This is a genomic window from Halalkalibacter urbisdiaboli, from assembly GCF_002156385.1.
Classification (GTDB): domain Bacteria; phylum Bacillota; class Bacilli; order Bacillales; family Bacillaceae_D; genus Halalkalibacter_A; species Halalkalibacter_A urbisdiaboli.
The window spans coordinates 1-24392 of record NZ_MVJM01000009.1; the positions used below are offsets into that span (position 1 = coordinate 1).

At 39.0% G+C, this 24392-nt stretch carries 24 protein-coding genes, 1 tRNA gene, 2 rRNA genes and 1 riboswitch; of the genes, 20 read left to right on the top strand and 7 right to left on the bottom strand.

Annotated features, from left to right (window positions below; genetic code table 11):
* Positions 1-106, top strand: a 5S ribosomal RNA gene (gene rrf / locus B1R93_RS22185); the annotation flags it as partial.
* Positions 107-1012: 906 nt separating this feature from the next.
* Here rrf (B1R93_RS22185) and B1R93_RS22190 read toward each other — a convergent pair.
* Positions 1013-1612, bottom strand: coding sequence for a DedA family protein (locus B1R93_RS22190; RefSeq protein ID WP_425348997.1), 600 nt, complete (start codon positions 1610-1612; stop codon positions 1013-1015).
* A gap of 96 nt (positions 1613-1708) precedes the next feature.
* Complete coding sequence (locus tag B1R93_RS22195; protein ID WP_088106084.1) at positions 1709-2428, bottom strand: MgtC/SapB family protein; 720 nt, start codon at positions 2426-2428, stop codon at positions 1709-1711.
* Positions 2429-2654: 226 nt separating this feature from the next.
* Between B1R93_RS22195 and B1R93_RS22200 the strand changes: the two genes are divergently transcribed.
* The 9 genes from B1R93_RS22200 (at position 2655) to B1R93_RS22240 (ending at position 10548) form a co-directional block, all read left to right on the top strand.
* Positions 2655-3806 (top strand): trans-sulfuration enzyme family protein, encoded by a 1152-nt coding sequence (locus B1R93_RS22200; RefSeq protein ID WP_088106085.1) that lies wholly within the window; start codon positions 2655-2657, stop codon positions 3804-3806.
* A 72-nt stretch (positions 3807-3878) separates the two neighbouring features.
* Positions 3879-3994 (top strand): 5S ribosomal RNA (gene rrf / locus B1R93_RS22205).
* Positions 3995-4210: 216 nt separating this feature from the next.
* A tRNA-Met gene (locus B1R93_RS22210) sits at positions 4211-4284 on the top strand.
* A 181-nt stretch (positions 4285-4465) separates the two neighbouring features.
* Entirely contained in the window at positions 4466-5455 is a 990-nt protein-coding gene (thiL, locus tag B1R93_RS22215; RefSeq protein WP_088106086.1) for a thiamine-phosphate kinase, read from the top strand.
* A 4-nt stretch (positions 5456-5459) separates the two neighbouring features.
* A complete protein-coding gene (gene tsaE / locus B1R93_RS22220) occupies positions 5460-5915 on the top strand; it encodes a tRNA (adenosine(37)-N6)-threonylcarbamoyltransferase complex ATPase subunit type 1 TsaE (protein WP_088106087.1) in 456 nt (151 codons plus the stop codon).
* Positions 5912-6628 (top strand): tRNA (adenosine(37)-N6)-threonylcarbamoyltransferase complex dimerization subunit type 1 TsaB, encoded by a 717-nt coding sequence (tsaB, locus tag B1R93_RS22225; protein WP_088106088.1) that lies wholly within the window; start codon positions 5912-5914, stop codon positions 6626-6628. The genes tsaE and tsaB overlap by 4 nt, the downstream gene beginning before the upstream one ends.
* Positions 6621-7088 (top strand): ribosomal protein S18-alanine N-acetyltransferase, encoded by a 468-nt coding sequence (gene rimI / locus B1R93_RS22230; RefSeq protein WP_088106089.1) that lies wholly within the window; start codon positions 6621-6623, stop codon positions 7086-7088. The genes tsaB and rimI overlap by 8 nt, the downstream gene beginning before the upstream one ends.
* Positions 7075-8091 (top strand): tRNA (adenosine(37)-N6)-threonylcarbamoyltransferase complex transferase subunit TsaD, encoded by a 1017-nt coding sequence (gene tsaD, locus B1R93_RS22235; protein ID WP_088106090.1) that lies wholly within the window; start codon positions 7075-7077, stop codon positions 8089-8091. Before rimI ends, tsaD begins: the two co-directional genes overlap by 14 nt.
* Before the next feature lie 285 nt (positions 8092-8376).
* Positions 8377-10548 (top strand): hypothetical protein, encoded by a 2172-nt coding sequence (locus B1R93_RS22240; RefSeq protein ID WP_088106091.1) that lies wholly within the window; start codon positions 8377-8379, stop codon positions 10546-10548.
* A 20-nt stretch (positions 10549-10568) separates the two neighbouring features.
* Here the strand turns inward: B1R93_RS22240 and B1R93_RS22245 are convergent, their stop codons facing one another.
* Positions 10569-12500 carry an ABC-F family ATP-binding cassette domain-containing protein gene (locus B1R93_RS22245; RefSeq protein WP_088106092.1) on the bottom strand — a complete coding sequence of 644 codons (1932 nt, stop codon included), beginning with the start codon at positions 12498-12500 and terminating at the stop codon, positions 10569-10571.
* A 185-nt stretch (positions 12501-12685) separates the two neighbouring features.
* On the opposite strand from B1R93_RS22245, the gene B1R93_RS22250 reads away from it, so the two are divergent.
* From B1R93_RS22250 to B1R93_RS22275, 6 genes are all read left to right on the top strand, one after another.
* Positions 12686-13318, top strand: a complete 633-nt coding sequence (locus B1R93_RS22250) for a redox-sensing transcriptional repressor Rex (RefSeq protein ID WP_088106093.1) — start codon at positions 12686-12688, stop codon at positions 13316-13318.
* 37 nt (positions 13319-13355) lie between these two features.
* Positions 13356-13538, top strand: a complete 183-nt coding sequence (locus B1R93_RS22255; RefSeq protein ID WP_088106094.1) for a twin-arginine translocase TatA/TatE family subunit — start codon at positions 13356-13358, stop codon at positions 13536-13538.
* A gap of 14 nt (positions 13539-13552) precedes the next feature.
* Entirely contained in the window at positions 13553-14320 is a 768-nt protein-coding gene (gene tatC, locus B1R93_RS22260; protein ID WP_088106095.1) for a twin-arginine translocase subunit TatC, read from the top strand.
* Between the two features lie 252 nt (positions 14321-14572).
* On the top strand, positions 14573-15040 hold the full coding sequence (locus tag B1R93_RS22265; protein WP_088106096.1) for a hypothetical protein: 468 nt from the start codon (positions 14573-14575) through the stop codon (positions 15038-15040).
* A 54-nt stretch (positions 15041-15094) separates the two neighbouring features.
* Positions 15095-15210: riboswitch (TPP riboswitch) on the top strand.
* 139 nt (positions 15211-15349) lie between these two features.
* A complete protein-coding gene (thiC, locus tag B1R93_RS22270) occupies positions 15350-17131 on the top strand; it encodes a phosphomethylpyrimidine synthase ThiC (RefSeq protein WP_088106097.1) in 1782 nt (593 codons plus the stop codon).
* A 144-nt stretch (positions 17132-17275) separates the two neighbouring features.
* Positions 17276-18616 carry a hypothetical protein gene (locus B1R93_RS22275; protein ID WP_088106098.1) on the top strand — a complete coding sequence of 447 codons (1341 nt, stop codon included), beginning with the start codon at positions 17276-17278 and terminating at the stop codon, positions 18614-18616.
* A 140-nt stretch (positions 18617-18756) separates the two neighbouring features.
* Here the strand turns inward: B1R93_RS22275 and B1R93_RS22280 are convergent, their stop codons facing one another.
* Together B1R93_RS22280 and B1R93_RS22285 are read right to left on the bottom strand one after the other, a co-directional pair.
* On the bottom strand, positions 18757-18969 hold the full coding sequence (locus tag B1R93_RS22280; RefSeq protein WP_088106099.1) for a YdiK family protein: 213 nt from the start codon (positions 18967-18969) through the stop codon (positions 18757-18759).
* Positions 18966-19688, bottom strand: a complete 723-nt coding sequence (locus B1R93_RS22285; protein ID WP_088106100.1) for a CPBP family intramembrane glutamic endopeptidase — start codon at positions 19686-19688, stop codon at positions 18966-18968. Before B1R93_RS22285 ends, B1R93_RS22280 begins: the two co-directional genes overlap by 4 nt.
* Positions 19689-19966: 278 nt before the next feature.
* Here B1R93_RS22285 and groES point away from each other — a divergent pair, with 278 nt between their 5' ends.
* Together groES and groL are read left to right on the top strand one after the other, a co-directional pair.
* A complete protein-coding gene (gene groES, locus B1R93_RS22290; protein WP_088106101.1) occupies positions 19967-20251 on the top strand; it encodes a co-chaperone GroES in 285 nt (94 codons plus the stop codon).
* Positions 20252-20293: 42 nt separating this feature from the next.
* A complete protein-coding gene (groL, locus tag B1R93_RS22295; protein WP_088106102.1) occupies positions 20294-21934 on the top strand; it encodes a chaperonin GroEL in 1641 nt (546 codons plus the stop codon).
* Positions 21935-22078: 144 nt separating this feature from the next.
* Here groL and B1R93_RS22300 read toward each other — a convergent pair whose 3' ends face one another.
* On the bottom strand, positions 22079-22393 hold the full coding sequence (locus B1R93_RS22300) for a Wzz/FepE/Etk N-terminal domain-containing protein (RefSeq protein WP_133058701.1): 315 nt from the start codon (positions 22391-22393) through the stop codon (positions 22079-22081).
* A 288-nt stretch (positions 22394-22681) separates the two neighbouring features.
* Here B1R93_RS22300 and B1R93_RS23175 point away from each other — a divergent pair, with 288 nt between their 5' ends.
* A complete protein-coding gene (locus tag B1R93_RS23175; protein WP_165763916.1) occupies positions 22682-22852 on the top strand; it encodes a hypothetical protein in 171 nt (56 codons plus the stop codon).
* Positions 22853-23072: 220 nt separating this feature from the next.
* Positions 23073-23327 carry a hypothetical protein gene (locus B1R93_RS22305; protein ID WP_088106104.1) on the top strand — a complete coding sequence of 85 codons (255 nt, stop codon included), beginning with the start codon at positions 23073-23075 and terminating at the stop codon, positions 23325-23327.
* A gap of 86 nt (positions 23328-23413) precedes the next feature.
* Here the strand turns inward: B1R93_RS22305 and B1R93_RS22310 are convergent, their stop codons facing one another.
* Complete coding sequence (locus tag B1R93_RS22310; RefSeq protein ID WP_088106105.1) at positions 23414-24277, bottom strand: Cof-type HAD-IIB family hydrolase; 864 nt, start codon at positions 24275-24277, stop codon at positions 23414-23416.
* Positions 24278-24392 lie beyond the last annotated feature (115 nt).

Below are 24392 nucleotides of genomic sequence, written 5' to 3' on the forward strand. Positions count from 1 at the left end.
ATAGCGAAGAGGTCACACCCGTTCCCATGCCGAACACGGTCGTTAAGCTCTTCAGCGCCGATGGTAGTTGGGGGATTCCCCCTGCGAGAGTAGGACGTTGCCAGGCAGATAAAGTACAATCCAATGGATTGTGCTTTTTTATTTGTGCAAGGATTACGCACGTAGGCGCACGAGCTGATAAAGACATCATGTCCCCTGCCTAGAAGGAGGGATTTGTAAGGAGGTAGACGTATTTATCATCACTTTTTACGATTTATCATCGTTTTTTAAGAGTTATCATCATTTTTTTGGGAAGTATCATCATTTTTTCGGTTTTATCATCATTCCTTGGAAATCTCAGCTAAGTAACTTCCCAGAAAAGGCGCCATGTCCCCCTGTGAGACGAGACTGTTCTCTTCGTGAAACATCACGAATGAACAATGAAACAAGACACCATGCTTATTCATCCCCGAAGAAGAGAATAGTTGAGCCAGGACGTTGCCAGGCGATAAAGCATAACCCAAAGGGTTATGCTTTTTTATTTGTACAAGGATTACGCACGTAGGCGCTGAAGAGTCTGGTCCGGAGGAAAAGACTCTTCAGTGACTAAGCCGATGGAAACATCATGGGTAAACACTAAGGAAAATAAAAAAGAGTAACTCCAAAAATGGTGCTAGACCGAGGGCACTGAAAAACCCCGTGAAAGTCACGCTAGGAAGCAGCAATGGCTCCACACGTTGCTCGCCTGCTATGAGAAACCCACTCATAGCGAAGCCACTGAAAAACCACTTCTTGTAACTCAAAGAAGGAGTAATGGCTCCACACGTTGCTTGCTTGCTATGAGAAAACCACTCATAGCGAGGCCACTGAAAAACTTCTTCTTGTAACTCAAAGAAGAAGTAATGGCTTCGCTCGTTGCGCGCCCTGCTATGAGAAAACCACTCATAGCAGGGCTTTTAAAACCAGGCAACGGCTCCGCACATTACTTAAAGGGCACTTAAAAAGGGAAACCCACCCTTTTTAAGTGCCCTCGTTACACCCTCTTTTTATACTTAGAGAAAAGCAAATAGAGTAAAATAACAATGAGAAGAAAAGCTAAGCCAAAATATATGTAAAGCTTGTACGTTTCAAAAGATTGTTTAATATAAAACCATTGAATCCCTAATTCATGTCCAATGTAAATAAATAAGAAGACCCAAATGATTGCTCCCCCATAGGCGAAAAACATAAAAGTACGTAACGATAGCTTTGAAATACCGGCAAGATAGCCCGTGAGATGACGTACGCCGGGAATAAAATACCCAATTGCAAGGAGCCATGGTCCGTGGCGTTGGAATAAGTCTTGGGCTTGCTCAATTCGTAAAGAAGTAATCCGTATCTTTGAACCATACTTCAACAAAAATGGTAATCCTAGCTTCATTCCAAGAAGATAGCTTATGGTAATACCGATAATCGCACCAATATAAGAACTAATAAAGGCAGTTACGAAGCTTAAACGACCAATTGAAGCATAATATCCAATTGTTATTAATAAAAACTCATCGGGTATGGGTAAACCAACAATGCCTCCTACAAGAGCTATTAATATACCAAAATACCCATATTCGATAATTAATTCTTTAACTATGTCCATCTTCATCTGTCCATTTCATTAGTGTTATCGTAAGTATATCGAACGTAGGGCGAAGATGAAAGGTATAAAACAAAGAGTATGAACCTTACTTTTGGACTAGAGGTGCTCAACATCTACTGTGATCACGTAGTCAATCTTCTTTAACATATAATAAATCTCCGTCGTATATTGTTTTTCTGGTACCGAAAGGGTTAAATCGATTTGTTGATTACCGTTATCTAAATCCCTTAGTTTTATTTTTCGGATTGAAATATTAAAATGTTTTTTCTCCTTTAGACTAGTTCCTTTTCGTTCGATTGCTTTTATTAATTCGGTCATTTGCTGATTTGGTTCCATTACAACACGAACAGCGACATCTTGTTGACTTAGTGACGAAGGGCCAACAACTTTAAGTATACTTGGGATTATATTAACCGCAAATAAAATCAGTAATACCGCATAAAAGGACTCTAAGTAAAATCCAGCACCAATCGCAATGCCTAGCCCAGATGCAGACCAAATCATTGCAGCTGTAGTTAAGCCGGAGATAACATCATTATTTCTCCTGAGAATAACACCTGCTCCAAGAAAACCGACTCCACTTACAATTTGAGCAGCAAGCCTCATTGGATCAATATTATTTGTGCCCTCTGTAGCATAGCGAAAAAAGGACTCAACAGAAACAATGGTAACTAGACAGCTTGCTACACAAATAACCATACTTGTTTTTAAACCAAGCGGCTTATGCTTGATTTGGCGGTCAATACCAATTAACAAGCCGAATAAAAGTGAAATACTAAGCTTGAGAAGTAATTCTTGATTCAAAAAGTACAGCATATACGAAACCTCCCTTTAATGCGAAGTCTTGAAAAAACTATTATAGATGATGTTTAGGATATGAGAAGTATTAAAAGTTATTCGGTAGGGCCGTTCAACATGATAAATAAAGAAGTACGGTAACCAACCATTTAAATATCACTAGTCTTACTGTAAAATGTATGGATAAGACAAATATTGACGAAAAAATAAATTTGTTTCAGGTTTGAGAGGATGTCGGTACCCTATGAAAGAAAAAGAATTTAACACGAGAACGGTTCATTTTCAAAAAAAAGAGAAAGCGCATAATATGAGTAAAGCAAAGCCGATTTATCAAACATCTGCATTTGTGTTTACGGATTTAGATGACATGGAAAGCTTTTATCGTGGTGAGAAGGAATATTTATACTCACGTTATAGTAACCCTAATACGGACGATTTGGGTCAAGGGATTGCACTACTTGAAGAAGCAGAAGATGGGGTGGCAACATCATCTGGAATGTCTGCGATTCTTACCGGCATCCTTGCTGTTGCTAATGCAGGAGATCACATTATTGCAACAGACGATTTATACGGAGGAACTTATGAACTTTTTGCGAAAGAACTGCCGACCTTTGGGATCGATGTAAGCTTTGTTTCATTTAATAAAGTCGATAATCTCAAGGCAGCCATTACAGATAAGACTGTGTTATTATATACAGAATCTATAACCAATCCATTACTTAGAGTAGAAAACTTAAAGGAGATTATTGCTTTAGCGAAGAACCATCGGTTGAAAACGATGATTGATAATACGTTTGCAACGCCTTATTTGTTACAACCGTTAACGCTTGGAGCAACTTTAGTGGTTCATAGCGCCACGAAGTATATTGGTGGTCATAGTGATGTGTCAGCTGGAGTCCTAGTTGGAAATCGAGAGCTAATTGAAAAGGCTAAAACAAAAGTTCTTACACTAGGGTGTAATTTAAGTCCTTTCGAAGGCTGGCTAGCATGTAGGGGCCTTAAAACGTTAAGCTTAAGGATGGAGAGACAGTCTCAGAATGCTCAAAGGTTAGCAGATGCCTTAAAGAGGCATCGAGGGGTAGAAAGAGTTTATCATCCGGAGTTTGTATCTGATAAAGGAAATGGGGCAATGGTTTCTGTTCAGTTAGCAGAAAATATAAATATCGAAACATTTTTCCGCTCGCTATCTTGGATAAAAATTGCACCTACTTTAGCTGGGGTTGAGACAACCGTTTCTTATCCGCTCCGTACTTCACATCGAACCATTCCGGTAGAGCTACAGAAGGAACTAGGGATTGGTGAGCAACTCGTTCGTATTTCCGTGGGGATTGAGGATGAAAAAGATATCATTGCAACTTTTATCAAGGCAATTGAAGACAGTTTTATCGAGCTTTAAATAAAAAATAATATTTTCTCTTGCGTTCAATTAGTCAGTATGGTATTATAATAATTGTCTTAGAGAAAATAGTCTGGTGGCGATAGCGAAGAGGTCACACCCGTTCCCATGCCGAACACGGTCGTTAAGCTCTTCAGCGCCGATGGTAGTTGGGGGATTCCCCCTGTGAGAGTAGGACGTTGCCAGGCTGTTTCTTTTTTTATGAATAAATTATTAAAGCTAGAATATACTAGGTAGTATAAAGAAGAAAAGCAACATCAACTACTATATAACGACGCGGGGTGGAGCATGAAGCGAAACTTCGTCGAAAAAACAACGATATGTCTCGACGCATTAACTTCTTGAAACACGAGAAGAGGAAGAGATAACATCAACGAAAAACAACATCCATCACTATATAACGACGCGGGGTGGAGCAGTCTGGTAGCTCGTCGGGCTCATAACCCGAAGGTCGGAGGTTCAAATCCTTCCCCCGCAATACCAATGAATCGAAACTACATGTTTCGATTTTTTTTGTTGTATTTAATGTCTTTCATAGGGTTTTTCTAAAAAAAGTGGGCTTTCACGTGATTTTCGGATAAACTAAATAGAGAGTAACCTTAGGATAAATGTTCCTAAGGTTTTTTGTAGGGTGAGTTGGTTTGTTGGAGGGGATTTGTGTGAAGGATGAATTTGCGTTTATCGAGCGTGTGAAACCAAGTGTTACCTATCAGTCTTCTCTTGTGATGGGGATTGGTGATGACGCTGCTGTATACCGAGGAACGTCGGACATGGATGATGTGGTTTGTGTTGACACGATGGTTGAAGGTGTTCATTTTCGTCGTGATACATTATCTCCTCAACAAATTGGGAAAAAGGCGCTTGCTGTTAACGTAAGTGATCTTGCCGCGATGGGAGCGAGTCCTCTTTATTATTTAGTATCAATTGCTATACCGCCTTCATGGGAAGAAGAAGATCTGACAGAGGTTTATCAAGGAATGCACGATTTGGCAAAAGAATACCAAATGGATTTAATTGGTGGAGATACAGTTTCAACTACCGATGCTCTAGTGATAACAGTCACTGTAATAGGGAGGGTAGAACGAGACCGAAAGCTGTTTCGAAATCAAGCGAAAGCCGGTGATATTGTCTTTGTGACAGGGAATATCGGTGGTTCCGCTGCTGGTTTACACTTATTATTTAAAAAAGGATTAAAGGGTCAGTACTCAAGTGAGGAGCAGCAGCTTGTGCTAACGCATCAAGAGCCAATGCCTCAGGTGAAAGCTGGGCGTATCTTTGCAGGTTCGTTCTTACGAATATCATTAAATGATATTAGTGATGGTATAGCGAGTGAAGCAAATGAGTTAGCTGAAGCCAGTAACGTACAGATTATTCTCAATCTTGAGAAGCTGCCCCTTCATCCGGCGATGAGATTTTATTCAATGGAAAAACAGTTAGAATGGGCTTTATTTGGTGGCGAGGATTTTCAATTAATTGGTACGATTGCAGAAGAAAATTTTTCTTTAATTAAAAATGCATGTAGTGTTGCTGGAATAAAATTAACGGCAATTGGTCAGGTCGAATGTGGTAGCCCCTCTGTGATAGCGCGACAAGGGGAAGAAGTATTTCAGTTGGATAAAAAGGGATATAATCATTTTAGGCGTGGGTGATAGGATGAATGAGTGGAGAATGAAGACGAACTCGCCTGAGGAAACGACATCGTTAGCCGAAAAGCTCGGTCAATTACTCAAGGCTGGAGATGTGATAACATTAGAAGGAGATTTAGGGGCAGGAAAGACTAGTTTTACGAAAGGACTAGCTAAAGGGTTAGGAGTAAAACGTGTCGTAAATAGCCCAACCTTTACGATTATTAAGGAATACAAGGGACGACTTCCTCTGTACCATATGGACGTCTATCGAATGGAGGACGGGGGAGAGGATTTAGGACTAGAAGAGTATTTCTATGGTGAAGGGGTATCCGTTGTTGAATGGGCAAGTATGATTGCGGAGCAGCTACCTGATGAGAGGCTAGAAATTACTCTGCGCCATCTTGGAGAAGATAAGCGTGAATTGAAAATCACTGCTATAGGAAATCGTTATATTGATTTAAGTAAGGAGTTACAAACATGAGTAAGACGTTAGCCATTGATACGTCATCCTTTGTTATGGGAGTTGCTGTAACAGAGGGAGAGCAAGTACTTGGAGAAATTATCACGAATATTAAGAAAAACCATTCGATTCGTTTAATGCCAGCAATTGTAGACTTAATGAAAGAAGTAGGAACAAAGCCAAGTGAGCTAGAGCGAATAGTCGTTGCTGATGGTCCAGGTTCGTATACGGGTGTTCGGATTGGGGTCACAACCGCCAAGACAATGGCCTGGTCTTTACAAATTCCAATCGTAGGTATATCCAGCCTTGAAGTGATAGCCCAAAATGGTGCTTATTTTTCAGGGTTAATTTCACCTATTATGGATGCTAGAAGGGGTCAGGTCTATACTGGATTATACCAACATGAACAGCATGTTGTGAAAAATAAAGAGGACGATCGACTTATCCTGTTGGCAGATTGGTTAGAGTTGCTTAAAGAACGACAGGAAGAGGTACTTTTCGTTGGACAGGATGTAGCCATTCATCGTGAGTTGATTGAAGAACGCTTAGGCCAACGGGCTATCTTTCCTTCACAATCAAAGTGGTTACCAAGACCAAGTGAATTAGCACGTCTTGGCTTACAGCACGAGTCGGTTCAATCGATTCATACATTTGTCCCTCGTTACTTACAATTAGCAGAAGCCGAAGTAAATTGGTTAAAGAGTCAGAAAGGAAAGAGAGACAACGATGATTGAGCAGGAGCAGTCGATTATACGATTAATGACATTAGAAGACATTGAACAAGTCGTTAAAGTTGAAGAGGATTCGTTTGCAATCCCCTGGAAACCTGCTGTTTTCGAAAATGAACTTACTAATAACAAGTATGCTCATTATTTAGCCTATGAGTATAATGAAAAGGTGATCGGCTACTGTGGCTTATGGGTTGTGATGGACGAAGCTCAAGTGACAAACATTGCGATTCACTCCGATTATCGTGGCCAAAAACGTGGTGAGGAGCTTTTAGCCTATGCAAAGGCGTTTGTGTCGTTAATGGGAGTTAAGAGACTTTCTCTTGAGGTAAGAGTGAGTAATTACGTCGCTCAAGGTCTGTATCGCAAACTAGGGTTTCAAGAAGGTGGGATCCGTAAAAACTACTATGCAGATAATTTAGAAGATGCATTGGTGATGTGGGTGAAAATTGATGAAAGTAACTGAACGTATTTTAGCGATTGAAACTAGCTGTGATGAAACGTCTGCAGCCGTTATTCAAAATGGTACAGAGATTCTTAGTAATGTTGTCTCGTCACAAATTGAAAGTCATAAGCGCTTTGGAGGAGTCGTACCGGAAATTGCGTCTAGACATCACGTTGAGCAAATTACGTTTATTGTTGAACAGGCGTTACAAGAAGCCAAAGTAACAATGGATGATATATCGGCTGTCGCTGTAACGGAAGGACCAGGGCTTGTCGGAGCTCTTCTTATCGGGGTTAATGCAGCAAAGTCAATTGCCTTTTCTCATAATCTCCCTTTAATCGGCGTTCATCATATTGCAGGCCATATTTATGCTAATCGTCTTATCCAAGAGTTAACGTTTCCATTGCTCGCTTTAGTTGTCTCAGGTGGGCACACTGAGCTTGTCTACATGAAGGAGCATGGGTCCTTTGAAATTATTGGTGAAACAAGAGATGACGCGGTTGGTGAGGCTTATGATAAAGTAGCAAGAACGTTAGGCTTGCCTTATCCTGGTGGACCACATATTGATAAACTTGCGGCAGAGGGGGAAGTATCTATTGATTTCCCGAGAGCTTGGCTTGAGCCAGACTCATTTGATTTTAGCTTTAGTGGGTTAAAGTCAGCAGTTATTAACACTTTGCATAATTACAAGCAGCGTGGTGAAGATGTTCTTATCGAAAATATCGCTGCTAGTTTCCAAGCGAGTGTGATTGACGTTCTTGTGGAAAAAACGAAAAGGGCAGCGGAACAATATCAAGTCAAACAGCTTGTTTTAGCAGGCGGCGTAGCTGCAAATCGTGGATTAAGAGCTGAGCTTGAAAAGCAATTTTCTAATCGTGAGGTAGAGCTATTAATTCCACCATTACATTTATGCACCGATAATGCAGCAATGATAGGGGCTGCAGCAAGTATTAAATATCAAAAACAACAATATTCTGATTATGATTTAAACGGGAATCCAGGTTTAGATTTAGAACAACAATAAAAAATGTTTAAAACCACGTATTGGTGCAAAAAATACCAGTACGTGTTTTTTTTATGGATAAATTCAGTTATACACAGTATTTATCCACAATTAAGTAACAAATGTGGATAAAGGTGAAAAACCTTTAGTTTATAGGATTTTGGATGTGGTTAACTTTTGTTGTGGATAAGTTGGGTGTAGATGTGAATATTTTATAAAATCCTACATTTTATGCGGTTTTCCCTGTGTATAAAGCTGTGAATAGTGTGGATATGTCAGAAAATTATGCCGAAAAGGTTGAAAATTATGTTGAAAAAGATCAGTTTATTGATGTTAATGCTTAGTTTCTTCTTACATGATGTTTCTGTTTATGCACAATTAGATAAAAATAATAATAATTCGACACAGGCTGTACTTATTATTGTCCCTAGCTTCTCTGTTATGGAGGCAGAGTGGCTTTGGAAACATGGAGAAAAGTCGAGCCTGTGGGAAAATGCTGCATTTGCTGCAATGAATGTACGTCCAGAGGGCCCATATTCATACTTAAATAATATGGTTAGCTTAAGTACAGGAAAAAAGGGGCTAGGTGTGCAGGAATGGAATGGTTATGAAGGAAATGAAGAGTGGAATGGAGTTCCGGTTAGAGAGCTTGTATTGCAGTGGCGAGGGACTCCTCCTAAACAAAATATTGTTCATCCACAGGTACATCGTTTAATAGAAAAAAATCAACAAAGTGCCCATCGAGCAGAGGTTGGGCTACTAGGAACCATTTTAAACGAGTCGAACATAAAGCGGTTCGTACTTGGACACAGTGATACACATACCGAAAGGATTCGCTACGGGCCGTTATTTACAATGGATTATCAAGGTGAAACCGAAGGTGATTTACTTGCAGCAGTTAAGAAAAATGAGAGTGTACCAAGTGGAATGGAAATGAATCATGATTTTATTATTCAGCATTTAGAAGAGCATGCTACGTCAAGCCATTTTACGGTAGTAGAATGGGGCGATATTCATCGTTTATTTGAACAAAAACCATTGATGAAAAAGGAGCACTTTCATTCTCAATATGAAAGACAGCTGATCCGCTTAGAAAACTTTATTCACAGGGTTATGCACACCGTTGATAAAAATGTTTGGCTGGTGGCTCCAATGATGCATCAAGAAGCCTACGATGCAAAACAACAATTAGCTCCAGTTTTTTATTGGCACAGTGGAAAAGGAGGCTTTCTTACTTCCGATACGACTAGACAATCCTATGTTGTTAGTAATCTTGATATAGTACCCAGTATTTTGGCCACGTTTCAAATTCCACGTGAACGGTCTTTGCCTGGACAGGAAATTAAAATTGAAAACATCGGTACTGTTGATAAACAAGTTGGTTTTACAAACATTCAAGAAATGGTAGACATATTTGCAACCCGTGGAAGTGTTTTATCTATTTATATTACGTGTTTAGTGCTGCTTCTTCTAGTTTCAGGCTTAGGTACGGTCTTAGCTAGAGGAAAGGATGTTTGGGTACGGATTATTAAAATCGTATTAATTGCTGGCTGGAGTTCGCCATTATGGTTCTTGTTATTAACAATCCCTTATCAAGAAATAGGTGTGACAGGTTTTGTTCTTCTACTCACAGCCTGTTCATTAGGGTGTGGATATTTATTTGAATCGTATTTCAAGCAATCGGTTGTGTTAATTGGAGCCATTTTATTTATTACGATTACGATCGACTTATTGTTAGGCTCACCTCTTATGCAGCGCTCTTATTTAGGCTATGATCCGATAATTGGAGCAAGATATTATGGAATTGGGAATGAATACGCAGGAGTCTATATTATTACTGCCCTTGCTTGCCTTGTTCCGTTGTTTAAGTCAAAAAGACGCCGCCTTGTTTTTCTAGCGGTTATCATAATGATGCTATTCCAGTTAGTAATGCTAGGGAAAAATACACTTGGGACAAACGCAGGGGCTACGTTATCTGCTGGGGTTGCTTATTTATTTGTGCTATTCTTGCTAATTAGAAGAAAGATTTCGTTAAAAGTGATGCTGTTCGTTTGTTTGATTGCAGGATCATTATCGCTAGGTTTACTTTACTTATTACAATTATCAGGTAGCCAATCTCATATTGGTATGGCTTTTGAACGATTAACTAGTGGAGATTTTCTTTACATCACTGATACAATCCAACGAAAGCTTGCCATGAATATAAAAATCTTTCGTCATTCGAACTGGACACAATTGTTTATCACAAGTTATATTTTAGGCGCGATTATATTATGGAGAAGACGAATGAGAGTGGAGGAATATGAAGAACGTGTCTTTTTACAAGGGGGTGTAATCGCTTCGTTTGCTTTACTGCTTTTAAATGATTCAGGTGTCGTCGCAGCAGCGACATCTATGTTTTGTGTTGTTTCAGCCCATTATTATTGGCTGCTTACTCATTCTGAAGGAAAAGAAGAAGAACAGCAGGTCAGGATGTGACCGTTGTCCTTCTTCTATGTTTATTCATGTTGAAGCTGTTCCCACTCTTCCATTAGTTCTTCCATTAACCGGTTTGCCTCATCGATCGTTTGCTGGTACATTTGTGCTTTTTCATGATCGGAGTAAACAGCAGGATCGCAGAGTGCTTCTTCATGCTCAGCAAGTTCTGTTTCTAATTGTTCAATTTTTGATTCTATTTCTTCAATACGTCTGAGTCGTTGCCGTTCGAGCTTCTTTGCTTCCTTATCTAGCTCGTACGTACGCTTATCTTGTTGACTATCATTTTGTTTAGAATGGCTTGAATTTTCTTTTTGCTTTAGTTCCTCGCGTTGACGCGTTTCTTCCTTTTTCTGAACAAAATAATCGTAATCTCCTAAATAAGTTGTTAGTGTACCTTTTTCCAGCTCTACAATTTTTGTTGCAATTCTGTTGAGGAAATAACGGTCATGTGAGACGAATAGCAAAGTACCAGGATAGTCGATGAGTGCGGATTCTAAGATTTCTTTAGAATCTAAATCAAGATGGTTTGTTGGTTCATCAAGAATAAGGAAGTTTGCTTTTTTCATCATTAATTTTGCTAGAGCAAGACGAGCCTTTTCACCACCACTTAAGGTTGAAACTGGCTTTAATACGTCATCACCACTAAAGAGGAAATTTCCTAAAATGGTCCGAATTTCTTTTTCCGGAGTTAGGCGATTTTCGTCCCAAAGCTCGTGAAGCACAAGTTTATTTGATTGAAGATTCGCTTGTTCTTGGTCATAATATCCTATAGATACATTACTCCCGTATCGAATCGTACCATTTTCAAAAGGAAGCTGTTTTAATATTGCTTTTAATAAGGTCGATTTACCAGCACCATTTGGCCCAACAAGGGCAATGCTTTCACCACGATCTATAGGGAAATCGAGGTTACGAAAAATAACATCATCTCCATAAGCGATATGGAGATTGGTTACTCTAAGCACTTCATTTCCACTTTGGCGTTGAATATCAAATGAAAAGGAAGCAGATTTTTCCGAACCAGCCGGGCGATCTAACAGCGTCATTTTTTCGAGCTGCTTACGTCTGCTTTGTGCCCGTTTTGTTGTAGAAGCTCTCGCTATATTACGTTGGATGAACTCCTCAAGCTTAGAAACCTCTTCTTGCTGCTTTTCAAATTGCTTTAGCTCAATTTCATAGCGTTTAGCCTTTTCTTCTAAGTAGTCGCTATAGTTTCCGGTGAATTTGGTTGAACGATATCGAGATAGTTCTATCACTTGGGAGACGATTTTATCTAAAAAGTAACGATCATGTGAAACGATAAGCACAGCTCCAGGATAACTAGATAAATACTGCTCTAACCACGTTAATGTTTCGATATCAAGATGGTTTGTCGGCTCATCTAAAATAAGTAATTCTGGTTTCTTTAACAGAAGCTTGCCTAGAGCTAACCTTGTCTTCTGTCCGCCACTTAACGTAGAGATTTTCGTATTATAATCAAAGGAACCGAAATTTAAGCCCGATAGTACACTTCGAATATCGGCTTCATATTGATAACCACCTGAGTTTTTAAATAATAATTGCTTTTCATCGTAATCTTTAAGAAGTTTCTCATATTTTGTTGAGTCTTTCATCAAAGATGGATCGGACATTTGCTCTTCCATCCTTCTTATTTGCTTTTCCATGGTGCGAAGTGATTGGAAGACCGTAAGCATTTCATCCCAAATTGAGAGCTCCGATTCAAGACCTGTATCTTGGGCTAGATAGCCAAGCTGTACTTCCTTTGGTACAATGATGTCACCACTATCATATGATATTTGCCCAGCAATCATTTTTAATAACGTCGATTTACCAGCACCATTTCTTCCAACGAGTGCTACGCGCTCTCCAGTTTGGATATCAAGTTTAATATTTGATAAAATCGGTTCAGCACCGAATGATTTGCTCACATTTACACATTGTAAAATTATCATTGGATATCATCCCTAATCTATATTAAAGCAGTCTATTTCAAATGTAAGTGTAACTCATTCTTAAGGTTTCAACAACTTATTGAACAGTGACGATAAACAATTACATTACTTGAAAAATGGTGTAGAATAGATTGTAGATTTTATCTTGTTTTTAGATAGGATTGGGTAGAAGGAGGCTACTGACAATGTCAGACCAAACCAAGATTCCTCAAGCTACCGCTAAGCGTTTGCCGTTATATTATCGGTTTTTAGAGAATTTACATGCCTCAGGTAAGCAGCGTGTATCTTCGACTGAGCTTAGCGAAGCGGTTAAAGTAGATTCAGCAACAATTCGCCGTGATTTCTCCTATTTTGGCGCATTAGGAAAAAAAGGATATGGCTATAATGTAAATTATCTACTAAGTTTCTTTAGAAAGACTCTTGACCAAGACGAGCTAACAAAGGTTATCCTTGTAGGGGTTGGGAATTTAGGTACAGCCTTTTTAAATTACAACTTTTCCAAAAATAATAATACACAAATTGTGATGGCTTTTGATGTCGATGAATCAAAGGTAGGGACAGAAATTGGTGGGGTAACAATCTATAATCTAGCCGATTTAGAGGAGATTATCGACCCGGAGGTTACCGTGGCTATTCTTACCGTTCCGGTTGTAGCTGCGCAAAAAATAGCAGATCGTCTTATCGATGCCGGAATTAATGGTATTCTGAACTTTACACCAGCTAGACTTTCTGTACCTGATTCTGTGCGAGTCCATCATATTGATTTATCCGTTGAGTTACAGGCTCTCGTTTATTTTTTAAAGCATTATCCGCTATAGTAGTCATTGCAACTATAATAATAAGGAGGTTTCAACCATGGGTTTAGGTGCTGGAAGTATCGCCATTATTGCTCTTGTTGCTTTGTTGATTTTTGGACCGAAGAAGCTGCCTGAATTAGGAAAGGCTGCTGGGAATACACTTCGTGAGTTTAAAAACGCAACAAAAGGTTTAGCAGACGAAGACGAAGAAAAAAAGAAAAAAGACAACGACAGTAAATAGGAAGGGTCTTTTACATGGAATCACGTGATATGTCGGTAATGGACCATATTGTTGAATTGAGACGAAGGATTGTTATCGTCCTCGTCTTTTTTACGATCGCTCTCATTGCCGGTTTCTTTTTAGCAGCACCAATGATTACGTATTTGCAAAGTGCCCCAACGGCACAAAATCTTCCGATGAATGCCTTTAAAATGACCGACCCAATTCGAATTTATATGACGTTTGCGTTTGCAAGTGCATTAATTATGATTTTCCCGGTTATCATGTATCAGTTATGGGCATTTATTAGACCAGGGTTACACGAGCATGAACAAAAGGCGACACTTGCCTATATTCCAGCTGCATTTCTTCTTTTCTTAACAGGGATTGCATTTTCATATTTCATTTTGTTCCCATTTATTATTGATTTTATGGGGAAGCTCGCGGAGCGTTTAGGGATTACTGAGCAGTACGGAATTAATGAATATTTTAGCTTTTTATTTCAAATTACGTTGCCGTTTGGTGTACTGTTTCAATTACCAGTTGTGGTCATGTTTCTTACACGACTTGGTCTTATTACTCCAGAATTTCTATCAAGCATTCGCAAGCTTGCATACTTTGTCTTATTAGTTATTGCAGGATTTATTACACCGCCAGAAGTGGTTTCTCATTTGATGGTCACGCTGCCACTTTTGCTTTTATATGAGTTTAGTATATGGGTGTCGCGTATAACGTATCGGAAAGTGGAAAAGGCACAGCGTTTACTTGATGAGCAATTAAAAGAAGAGCAGTCAAATAAGTAGTGAAAGCTAGTCAATTTTTGGACTAGCTTCTTCTGTTATTCATTACTATTTTGATTGTATTTGTGAAAACATTAACATGTAACGGCGGAATGGCATTTTGAAACAAGGAGTAGTTCTTTAAGTTACTAAAGAAGGTGCTTCGTAATGAGTCCTTCTTGGGGGAGTGACAGGAAAGAGCCTTATAAATAATAAGCATATGTTCTATCCACGTATCATATAATACTCTTGGCCAAGATAAAGAGATTGATAAGGATGAAAGAAATCATGTTTGATGACTTTCATCTTATGCAGGAGGAGCAGATGGAGAGAATGAAACGCTTCGTAGTTTGTATGGGGGTCATTATGCTGGTTGCTTGTGAACAGCAGGAACTGCATGAAGAAAGGTTTGTGTTCACAGAAGAGGGGCCATGGAGCTTGGAGTCATCTGAAAAACAAACGAACCCGATCCTGGGGACAATGAATCAAGATTATGGTAAGCAGGGAATGCAAGCTTTGATTCGTAAGTGGTCTATCGAGGAGCAATGTCAACCAAGTTTATATTGTGAAGAGCTTCAAGAGACAATGTCAACAGAAGAGTTAGTACGCAGGATTGAAAGTGGTCAAGTTAGATTCTCTTATCAGCATTCAGATGACCTTGCGAGAAATAGTGAAATACGACGCGAGCTTCTAAAGGAATTTGAGAAGCTGTACTATTCGAAAACAGAAGAACTTCTATGGTGAAAAAAGTGCTTTTATTTACCATTTTTATCTGCTACAATAAATTTACAAGTTCATAGCAATAACTAGGGGTGTCCTAAGTAGTGGGACTGAGAGAGAAGCGCGCTGAAGTTTCTTAACCCTTTGGACCTGATCTGGATCATACCAGCGTGGGAAAGTTAACGTAACGATTGTGAAAAAAACGATTGTTTTACATAGTAGCCGGGTCCAGCCATTTATTTGGAACCGGCTTTTTTGTGTCTCGTTTTTATATACGATCGTATGGCCTGGATCTCGTCCTTTCATTTTTTAAAAAAAAGGAGAGGTTTTTTTATGTCATCATCCATTAGTGAGAAGAATATTTCGATTATGTCAAGCTTTTCAGGAAGTAAAAAAGTTTATGTTGAGGGCACGCGACCAGATCTTAAAGTGCCGATGCGTGAAATCGGCCAAAGTCCAACAACCGGGTCGTTTGGGGAAGAAGAAAACGCACCTGTACGAGTCTATGACACTAGTGGCCCTTATACGGATCCGAGTCATCCGGTAGATATTACAAAGGGACTACCAGCTATTCGTAAGCAGTGGATTGAAGACAGAGGCGATGTCGAGGAGTATGAAGGCCGTGAAGTGAAGCCAGAGGACAATGGCTATAAAGCAGTGGATGACCCACGTGCGAATCAAGCACAATTCCCTGGCTTAAAGCGAAAGCCATTGCGCGCCAAACAGGGGCAAAATGTAACTCAGCTTCATTACGCAAAAAAAGGGATCATTACCCCGGAAATGGAGTTTATCGCCATTAGAGAAAATATGGACCCTGAATTTGTAAGAAGTGAAGTGGCAAGAGGAAGAGCGATTATACCATCAAACATCAACCATCCTGAGAGCGAGCCGATGATTATCGGACGAAACTTCCATGTGAAAATTAATGCCAACATCGGGAACTCAGCTGTTACGTCATCAATTGAAGAAGAGGTTGAAAAGATGACATGGGCGACTCGTTGGGGCGCTGATACGATGATGGACTTATCAACCGGGAAAAATATTCATACAACGAGAGAATGGATTGTTCGAAATTCTCCTGTCCCAGTTGGAACCGTTCCTATTTATCAAGCACTTGAGAAAGTGAACGGAGTGGCTGAGGATTTAACCTGGGATGTTTTTAGAGATACCCTTATTGAACAAGCGGAGCAGGGGGTTGACTACTTTACTATCCATGCGGGGGTTCTATTACGTTACGTACCACTTACAGCAAAGCGTGTAACGGGTATCGTGTCACGCGGTGGGTCAATTATGGCACAATGGTGCTTATTTCATCATCAAGAAAATTTCCTATATACTCATTTTGAAGATATTTGTGACATTATGAAAACGTATGATGTGGCATTTTCTCTTGGTGATGGATTGCGACCTGGTTCAATCGCAGATGCAAATGATGAAGCGCAGTTTGCAGAATTAGAAACACTCGGTGAATTAACACAGCTGGCGTGGGAGCATGATGTTCAAGTGATGGTTGAAGGACCTGGACATGTCCCAATGCACTTAATTAAAGAAAACATGGATAAACAGTTAGAAATGTGTAAAGAAGCACCGTTCTATACACTTGGGCCACTTACAACCGACATTGCACCAGGCTATGATCATATTACCTCCGCTATTGGGGCTGCGATGATTGGTTGGTATGGGACAGCGATGCTTTGCTATGTAACACCGAAGGAGCATCTAGGTTTACCGAATCGCGAAGATGTTCGTGAAGGGGTGATTACTTATAAAATTGCCGCCCATGCAGCTGATTTAGCGAAAGGCCATCCAGGGGCACAGAAGCGAGATGACGCTTTATCGAAAGCTCGCTTTGAATTTAGATGGAGAGATCAGTTTAATCTCTCATTAGATCCTGAACGGGCGATTGAATATCATGATGAAACCTTACCAGCAGAAGGTGCAAAAACAGCTCACTTCTGTTCAATGTGCGGACCAAAGTTCTGTAGTATGAGAATATCCCAAGACATTCGTAACTACACGAAGGAGAACGGTCTTGATACGAAGGAAGCGATTGAGCAAGGAATGAAGGAAAAGGCTGAGGAATTTAAAAAATCAGGAGGGAAGATTTATCAGTAATCAGTAAAGTGGGTTGTTCCAAAGGACGATTTTTGTCTGTTGGAACAACCTTTTCTATGGTAAAATAGCCACATTATGGTATAGGCAAGGAGGTGGGAGAGCATTTTACCGACAAAAGGATTCACCACGATTTTTTGGGGTTTAATGATTACCTTTCTAGATTTTAAAATTAATCAAATCTCAATCTTTCCCGATTTTATAGGTATTCTTGTTGTGTTATCAGGATGTCAAACAATTGCATTAGAGGATGAGCGAATTAAAAAAATGATTCCTTGGGCTTACGTGGCGCTTTTAACTTCGTGTTCGCAATGGCTTCTAAGCTTTTTCTCAAACGCACAAACCTCTCAAAAGATAGGAATGTTTGAATACCCCATTTTGAATACTTTTTTGTTAATAGAAACGATTAGTCAAATGGTTTTTATCATCCTTATCTTAATGATGATGGAGTATTTTATTCAGATAACAAAAGAAAATGATGAGAAGGATTGGACTAGGATTTTTGAACGGAGAAAAAGGTTTTATTTTTATGTATCGGTTAGTTTGTTCATACTAGCACCATTAATCATTTTTTTTCCAGAAAGTCTAACTATTTTGTTTATAATTCTATCTCTCTTAGCTTTTATTGCATTTATTCAAATATTAATGACATCTTATCGAGTGAAAGAACTATTCAGGGAAGAATTGCTAACAATTAAGCAAGGCGAATTCGAACAAACTCAATTTTTGAAAGTAAGAAAAAAGCTAATGATTATAGGTATTCTAGTTATTAGTAGTTGGATACCTAGTTATATTAAAAGTGCGCAAATGCAAGTAAGTGAGCCTATATTATTACCGACTTTTGTGGCAGTTGGAGAGGATTCTGACTCCTTGTCCGCTTATGTTCTTCATAATGAACAGGACCAGGGACCTTATTTCTCTTCGTTCGAAGGGGCAGACCATTTTACAATTCTAAGAAGTCCTTTTTTCAATGTAGATCAGTTTCAATTAAGACATGAGACTATAAAGAAATTAGCTGAAAAGGAACAGAACGAGCTTGTATTTTCTAATGGTACTACAGTTGATGCTAGCTCTGGATACTTTCACGTGTTCCAAGAAGGAAAGCCAGGGGATGATTTCCTCGAGTTAATTGATGAACATACAAGTGGGGGAGAATACACTTCAACTTGGAGGGTATTGAAAACGTTCAACTTAGTGGAAGAATGGTCCTTACCATTTACGAAAGAGTTGGAACCGTATTTTAGTTATAAATGGGTGACCGAGACACAAAGGGAGAAGCAGAACCAGTTTGAAAAAGGAGATCTCATTACATTCATACTTGAACCCAGGACGGAAACAGCAAAAATAGTTTCCATTGAGGCTCCGCTTCAAATAAGAATGAAAACAGAAACTGGCGGAGAGCACGAGGTTATTTTATCTCATATTTATATCCGACCAAACATAACAGAACAAAATATGAAAGAAATTCTAATGAAAAGAAAGCACTAAAGTAATTTACAAACAAACAAGGGGATGCCCCAAACGGTTTGTAGTTAATCTATTGGAACATCCCAGACCGCAATGTGCGGAGTCGCTACATGTTTAAAAAGCCTCACGATGAGTGATTTTCTCATCGTAAGGCTTTCTTACTAATCCTTCTTATTTTTCTTTTGAATGCGTCTAATTGCTCGACGTAATAAGAAGAAGCGGATCGCTATCATAAAGTCAATTGTAGCGAACGCGATGATTAAATACGTCCAAAAGTTCCATCCGGACGTTATCACGTTTTGAATGGCGAAATAAACCAACAATACCCCGATGGTAAAATACATCAAAGCCATTGTAGTTGGAGAGGCCCTCATAGAATACCTCCAATAATTGCAGACATTTGTTCTAATTGCTCGAGCTGTTCCATCCAATCCTCTAATTTATCGGCTAATAACACATTTACAACAGCTACAAACATATTGATCGAGATATGGGCGATAATCGGAACAATAATCCGTTTCGTTTTTACATATAGGAAGGCAAAAACAAAGCCCATCGCCGTATAAACGAGTAAATGCGTAAAATCAAAGTGAACAGCAGCAAAGATAAGTGAACTAATGAAGCCTGCAATCCAAAAGTTGAATCGTTTATAGAGTGCACCGAAAATGATCATTCGAAACACGATTTCTTCAAGAATTGGACCAATGATCGCAATAACAAAGATAAACGCTGGGAAAGCTTTTGCTAATTCAACAATTTCTTGTGTATTTTCGGATCCAGGTTCAATCCCAAGTAAAAACATTTCAATTAATGCAGCAGCGTATTGTGCAGCGAATACCATGAAAATACCGATAACGGTCCATCTAAATGCTTCTCCACGATCGATGCGGTCTCGCTCAAGATGTCTTGCTTTCATGTCAGGTGTAAGCAACAAGAGTATGATGATGAGACCTAAAGAAAAGCTAATCATGCTCCAAATCCCAGGAATTCGTTCAAGAGGAACGTTCAGTTGATGGAGCAAAAAAGCACCGGGGATAATTGAAAATTGAACGACTAAATACGTGATAAGAACCCACCAATATCGTTTTGTCAAAATGCTATCTCCTTTTCACTTTATCAGTTTTTCATTTTATCATACCTATGTCAAAAATACAGAAGGAATGCGTCCAAGGTATAGAGAATAAAAAGGAATGAATAACAAAAACATGCGAAGGATACACTGTATTTGTTTGGAAAAAATTTTTTAAAAAAATGATAGAAAATACTTGCAAAACAGTATTGGTATGATTATTATAATAATTGTGTTAGCACTCATTGGAGTTGAGTGCTAATAAAAGAATCTTACATAGGTCTTGAAGGAGGGTGTTTTCCTTGTTAAAACCATTAGGTGACCGTATTATTATTGAGCAAATTCAATCTGAGGAAAAAACAGCAAGTGGTATCGTATTACCAGACTCTGCAAAAGAGAAACCACAGGAAGGGAAAGTTGTTGCTGTTGGTACAGGTCGTGTAACTGATAACGGCGAGCGTATTGCCCTTGAAGTACAAGAGGGGAATTCTGTTATCTTCTCTAAGTATGCAGGAACTGAAGTGAAATACGATGGAAAAGAATATCTAATCCTTCGTGAGAGCGATGTTTTAGCGATTATCGGCTAATAAATGATTAACCGAAAAACAGACATTTAGGAGGTAGAGAACATGGCAAAAGATATTAAGTTTAGTGAAGACGCGCGTCGTTCAATGCTACGTGGTGTGGATGCACTAGCAAACGCTGTAAAAGTAACTCTTGGACCAAAAGGACGTAATGTCGTTCTTGAAAAGAAATTTGGTTCACCGCTTATTACAAATGACGGTGTAACGATTGCAAAGGAAATTGAGCTTGAAGATGCATTCGAAAACATGGGTGCAAAGCTTGTTGCTGAAGTTGCAAGCAAGACAAATGATATTGCTGGGGACGGTACAACAACAGCAACAGTTCTTGCTCAAGCAATGATCCGTGAAGGTTTAAAGAACGTAACATCTGGTGCGAACCCAATGGTTATCCGCAAAGGGATTGAAAAAGCAACTGCAGCTGCAGTAGAAGAGCTTAAGAAAATCTCTAAGCCAATCGAAGGTAAAGCATCAATTGCACAAGTTGCGGCGATTTCATCTGCTGACGATGAAGTTGGTCAAATCATTGCAGAAGCAATGGAGCGTGTAGGTAATGATGGTGTTATCACAATCGAAGAATCAAAAGGCTTCTCTACAGAACTAGAAGTAGTAGAAGGTATGCAATTCGACCGTGGATACGCTTCTCCTTACATGGTAACCGATTCTGACAAGATGGAAGCTGTTCTTGATAATCCTTACATCTTAATCACAGATAAGAAAATCGCAAGCATTCAAGAAGTTCTTCCTGTTCTTGAGCAAGTTGTACAACAAAGCAGACCAATCCTTATCATCGCTGAGGATGTTGAAGGTGAAGCTCTTGCTACACTTGTTGTGAACAAGCTTCGTGGAACATTTAATGCAGTAGCAGTAAAAGCTCCTGGATTCGGTGACCGTCGTAAAGCAATGCTTGAAGATATCGCAACGCTTACTGGTGGTGAAGTCATCACTGAAGATTTAGGACTTGATCTTAAGTCTGCAGACATCACTCAACTTGGTCGTGCTGGAAAGGTTGTTGTAACAAAAGAAAACACAACAATCGTTGAAGGTGCAGGCGACGCTGAAAAGATTGCAGCTCGCGTAAACCAATTAAAAGCTCAAGTTGAAGAAACAACGTCTGAGTTCGATAAAGAAAAACTACAAGAGCGCCTTGCTAAGCTTGCAGGTGGTGTAGCTGTTCTTAAAGTTGGTGCTGCAACTGAAACAGAAATGAAAGAGCGCAAACTACGCATTGAAGATGCTCTTAACTCAACACGTGCAGCTGTTGAAGAAGGTATCGTAGCTGGTGGTGGTACAGCTCTTGTGAACGTAATCAAGGCTGTTGAAGCTGTTCAAGCTGAAGGTGACGAAGCAACTGGTGTCAACATCGTTCTTCGCGCACTTGAAGAGCCAGTTCGCCAAATTGCACACAATGCAGGTCTTGAAGGCTCTGTTATCGTTGAAAAGCTTAAGCATGAAGCAGTAGGCCAAGGCTTCAACGCAGCAACTGGCGAGTGGGTAAACATGGTTGAAGTAGGTATCGTTGACCCAACTAAGGTTACACGTTCTGCTCTTCAACACGCAGCATCTGTATCTGCAATGTTCCTAACAACTGAAGCTGTTATCGCTGATAAGCCTGAGGAAAACGAAGGCGGCGGCATGCCTGACATGGGCGGCATGGGCGGTATGGGTGGAATGGGCGGCATGATGTAATCATGTCCCCAAAATCCCTATAAATATAGGATTTTGGATGGTTTAAAGTGTCATTCTACATTTTGACTACATTTCTAAACCAGAACTAGAAAAAGCTTCTCATAAGTTCACTGAACTTGTGGGGAGCTTTTTCTTTTTCATATCTTAGGATGAGATCATGTAAGGTCGATTTAATTCTAGCTCTTGAATAATCGCATCAAGAACAATAGAGCTTATTATGACATCCATGTAAGAACGAATAAGTTGAATATTAGCAGTTGATAATGTGTAGCTGTCATTTTCGTTCTTGAAAGCTAGCTGACCAACAATGACTTGCTTTGAATACTCGTACTTTGGTTCCAAGACATAAATAGTCATTATACTTGTTAAAACGATAATCAAAGTGAAGGACAAGAGGATAGTCATGATTCGCCTCTTACATAAAAGCAGTAAACCTTTTAAATTATACTGTTCGTCCATGGATCGACTCCTTTATGGTAGGGTACCTAATTTTTACCTGTTTCGGGGTGAGGGTGAAGTATGTGATGCGTCTATTGATATAGACATAGTAAAATATAATCCATTTTTAGGAAGTTAGAACTTATTTTTTTGGGGTTACAACTTTTTTAAAGGTAAACAAAGATACAGCGTAGGTAGGGGTAAGGAGAGTTTAGAGTTATACCCCCTAAAAATTTTTATCAAATACGTAGTATATGAGGAAAGAACTAGCACGTTCTTAGTTTTTTATATAGTAAAGGGTGAGCGATTATGGATAAGCTGTCTATAGGGGACGAAGTGGTTTACGAAAATAAAAAGTACCAAGTGATACATAATTACGGCAATGGACAATTAGAAATTGCTAATAGGAATCATACATTATTAGATGTTAAATTAGTATTCGTAACAGAGGTTAAAAAGGAACTAAAAGTAAATAAATAGAATTGAGTCATACAAAATTTTGAGGTGGAAAAATTAATAAAGTATTGATATACACAAATCAATAGTAATTGTAAAAACGTCTATGTTGTTCATCTCACTCTATTTGCTACACGAGTATAAGTCGTATTTATTATGTCAATAAATATAACACAACACTTTCATGGTGTTCGTTTTCAGACTATTATAATAGACAAGCAACTAGTGACAAGGAGTGGTTCTAATGAACAAAGAAGAATTTAAGGTTCAAAATTATTATTTGGTAGAAATTGAAAATACTGATGAAAGATATGATAAATCTCGTTGGAGCTGGGATATTTTCATTGCCGCAAATGAAAATCAAGAATATAGGGGAAAGGCACTTGCTCCAGGAAAAGGGATTGAAATTGATTGGACACCATTAGTAGGAAATGACTTACTTGCTGAAATGATGGGGCTTTGTGAATCGCAAATGCCAAGTGTTCATAACCATGGATAAAAGTGATTTCTATAACCCAAAATATCTGAATAATGACTAACCCCCTAAAGCCTGTTTACAAGGTTGAGGGGGTTTTTGTTATGATTTTATACTAGCGTCTTTAACATTTTTTCAATTGCAAAAGCTACGCCGTGTTCTGTGTTGGTCTTTGTCGTATAGTCACACAACTCTTTAATAGCCGGGTCTGCATTTTCCATCGCAACACTTAAACCAACCAATTGTAGCATACTGAGATCATTGAAATTATCACCGAGAGCCATCACATTTTCCATTTCAATGCCTAACCGTTTAGCATAGAGTGATAAAGCACTTCCTTTGTTAGCGTCGGGGTGATTAAACTCAAGATTCAGATGCCCGGAAGAAGTAATGTTAATATCTCCATCTTGCTCTAATTGTTTACGGATCTTTTCTAAACGTTCGTCTTCCAGGGAGAAAGCTAGAAATTTGTAGATGTCAATGTCCGCATTATCAATAAGCATATTTAAATTTTCAACTACTTCAATTTGTTCGTCCTGAAATCGTTGCTTCATTTTTTCTTTGATGTCGTCTGTACTTAAAGTAGGATAGTGAGTTTTCATAATGTTAACGATGATTTCGATAAATTCCTCCCGACTGACTGAGAAGCCTCCTTGGCTTGTGAAAGCCTCGATATAAACAGATTCTTGTTCACATACTTGTTTGATACGTTCACATGCCTGTTTATCCAAAGGAATATTGCGAATTAATTCTCTGTTTTCTAAGTAGATTTGAGCACCGTTTAAACAGATGAGAGGGCATGATAAACCTGCAGCTGTTAATGGTTTTATTGCAGCTTCATAGCTTCGCCCCGTAGCGATAACAACGTCTACTCCAAGTTCTTGAGCCTTTTTAATGGCTGTTGCATTTTCCACACTAATTTCACTTGATTCATTTAGTAACGTACCATCTAAATCGGTTGCAATTAATTTCATAGCTTCTCCTCACTAACACTCTATTATTTAAAATACGTAACAAGCAGTAAAATTGTATAAAGCGTGATAGTTTTATGGAACATCTTAAAGTATGAAATGAAAAATTGCAATATGA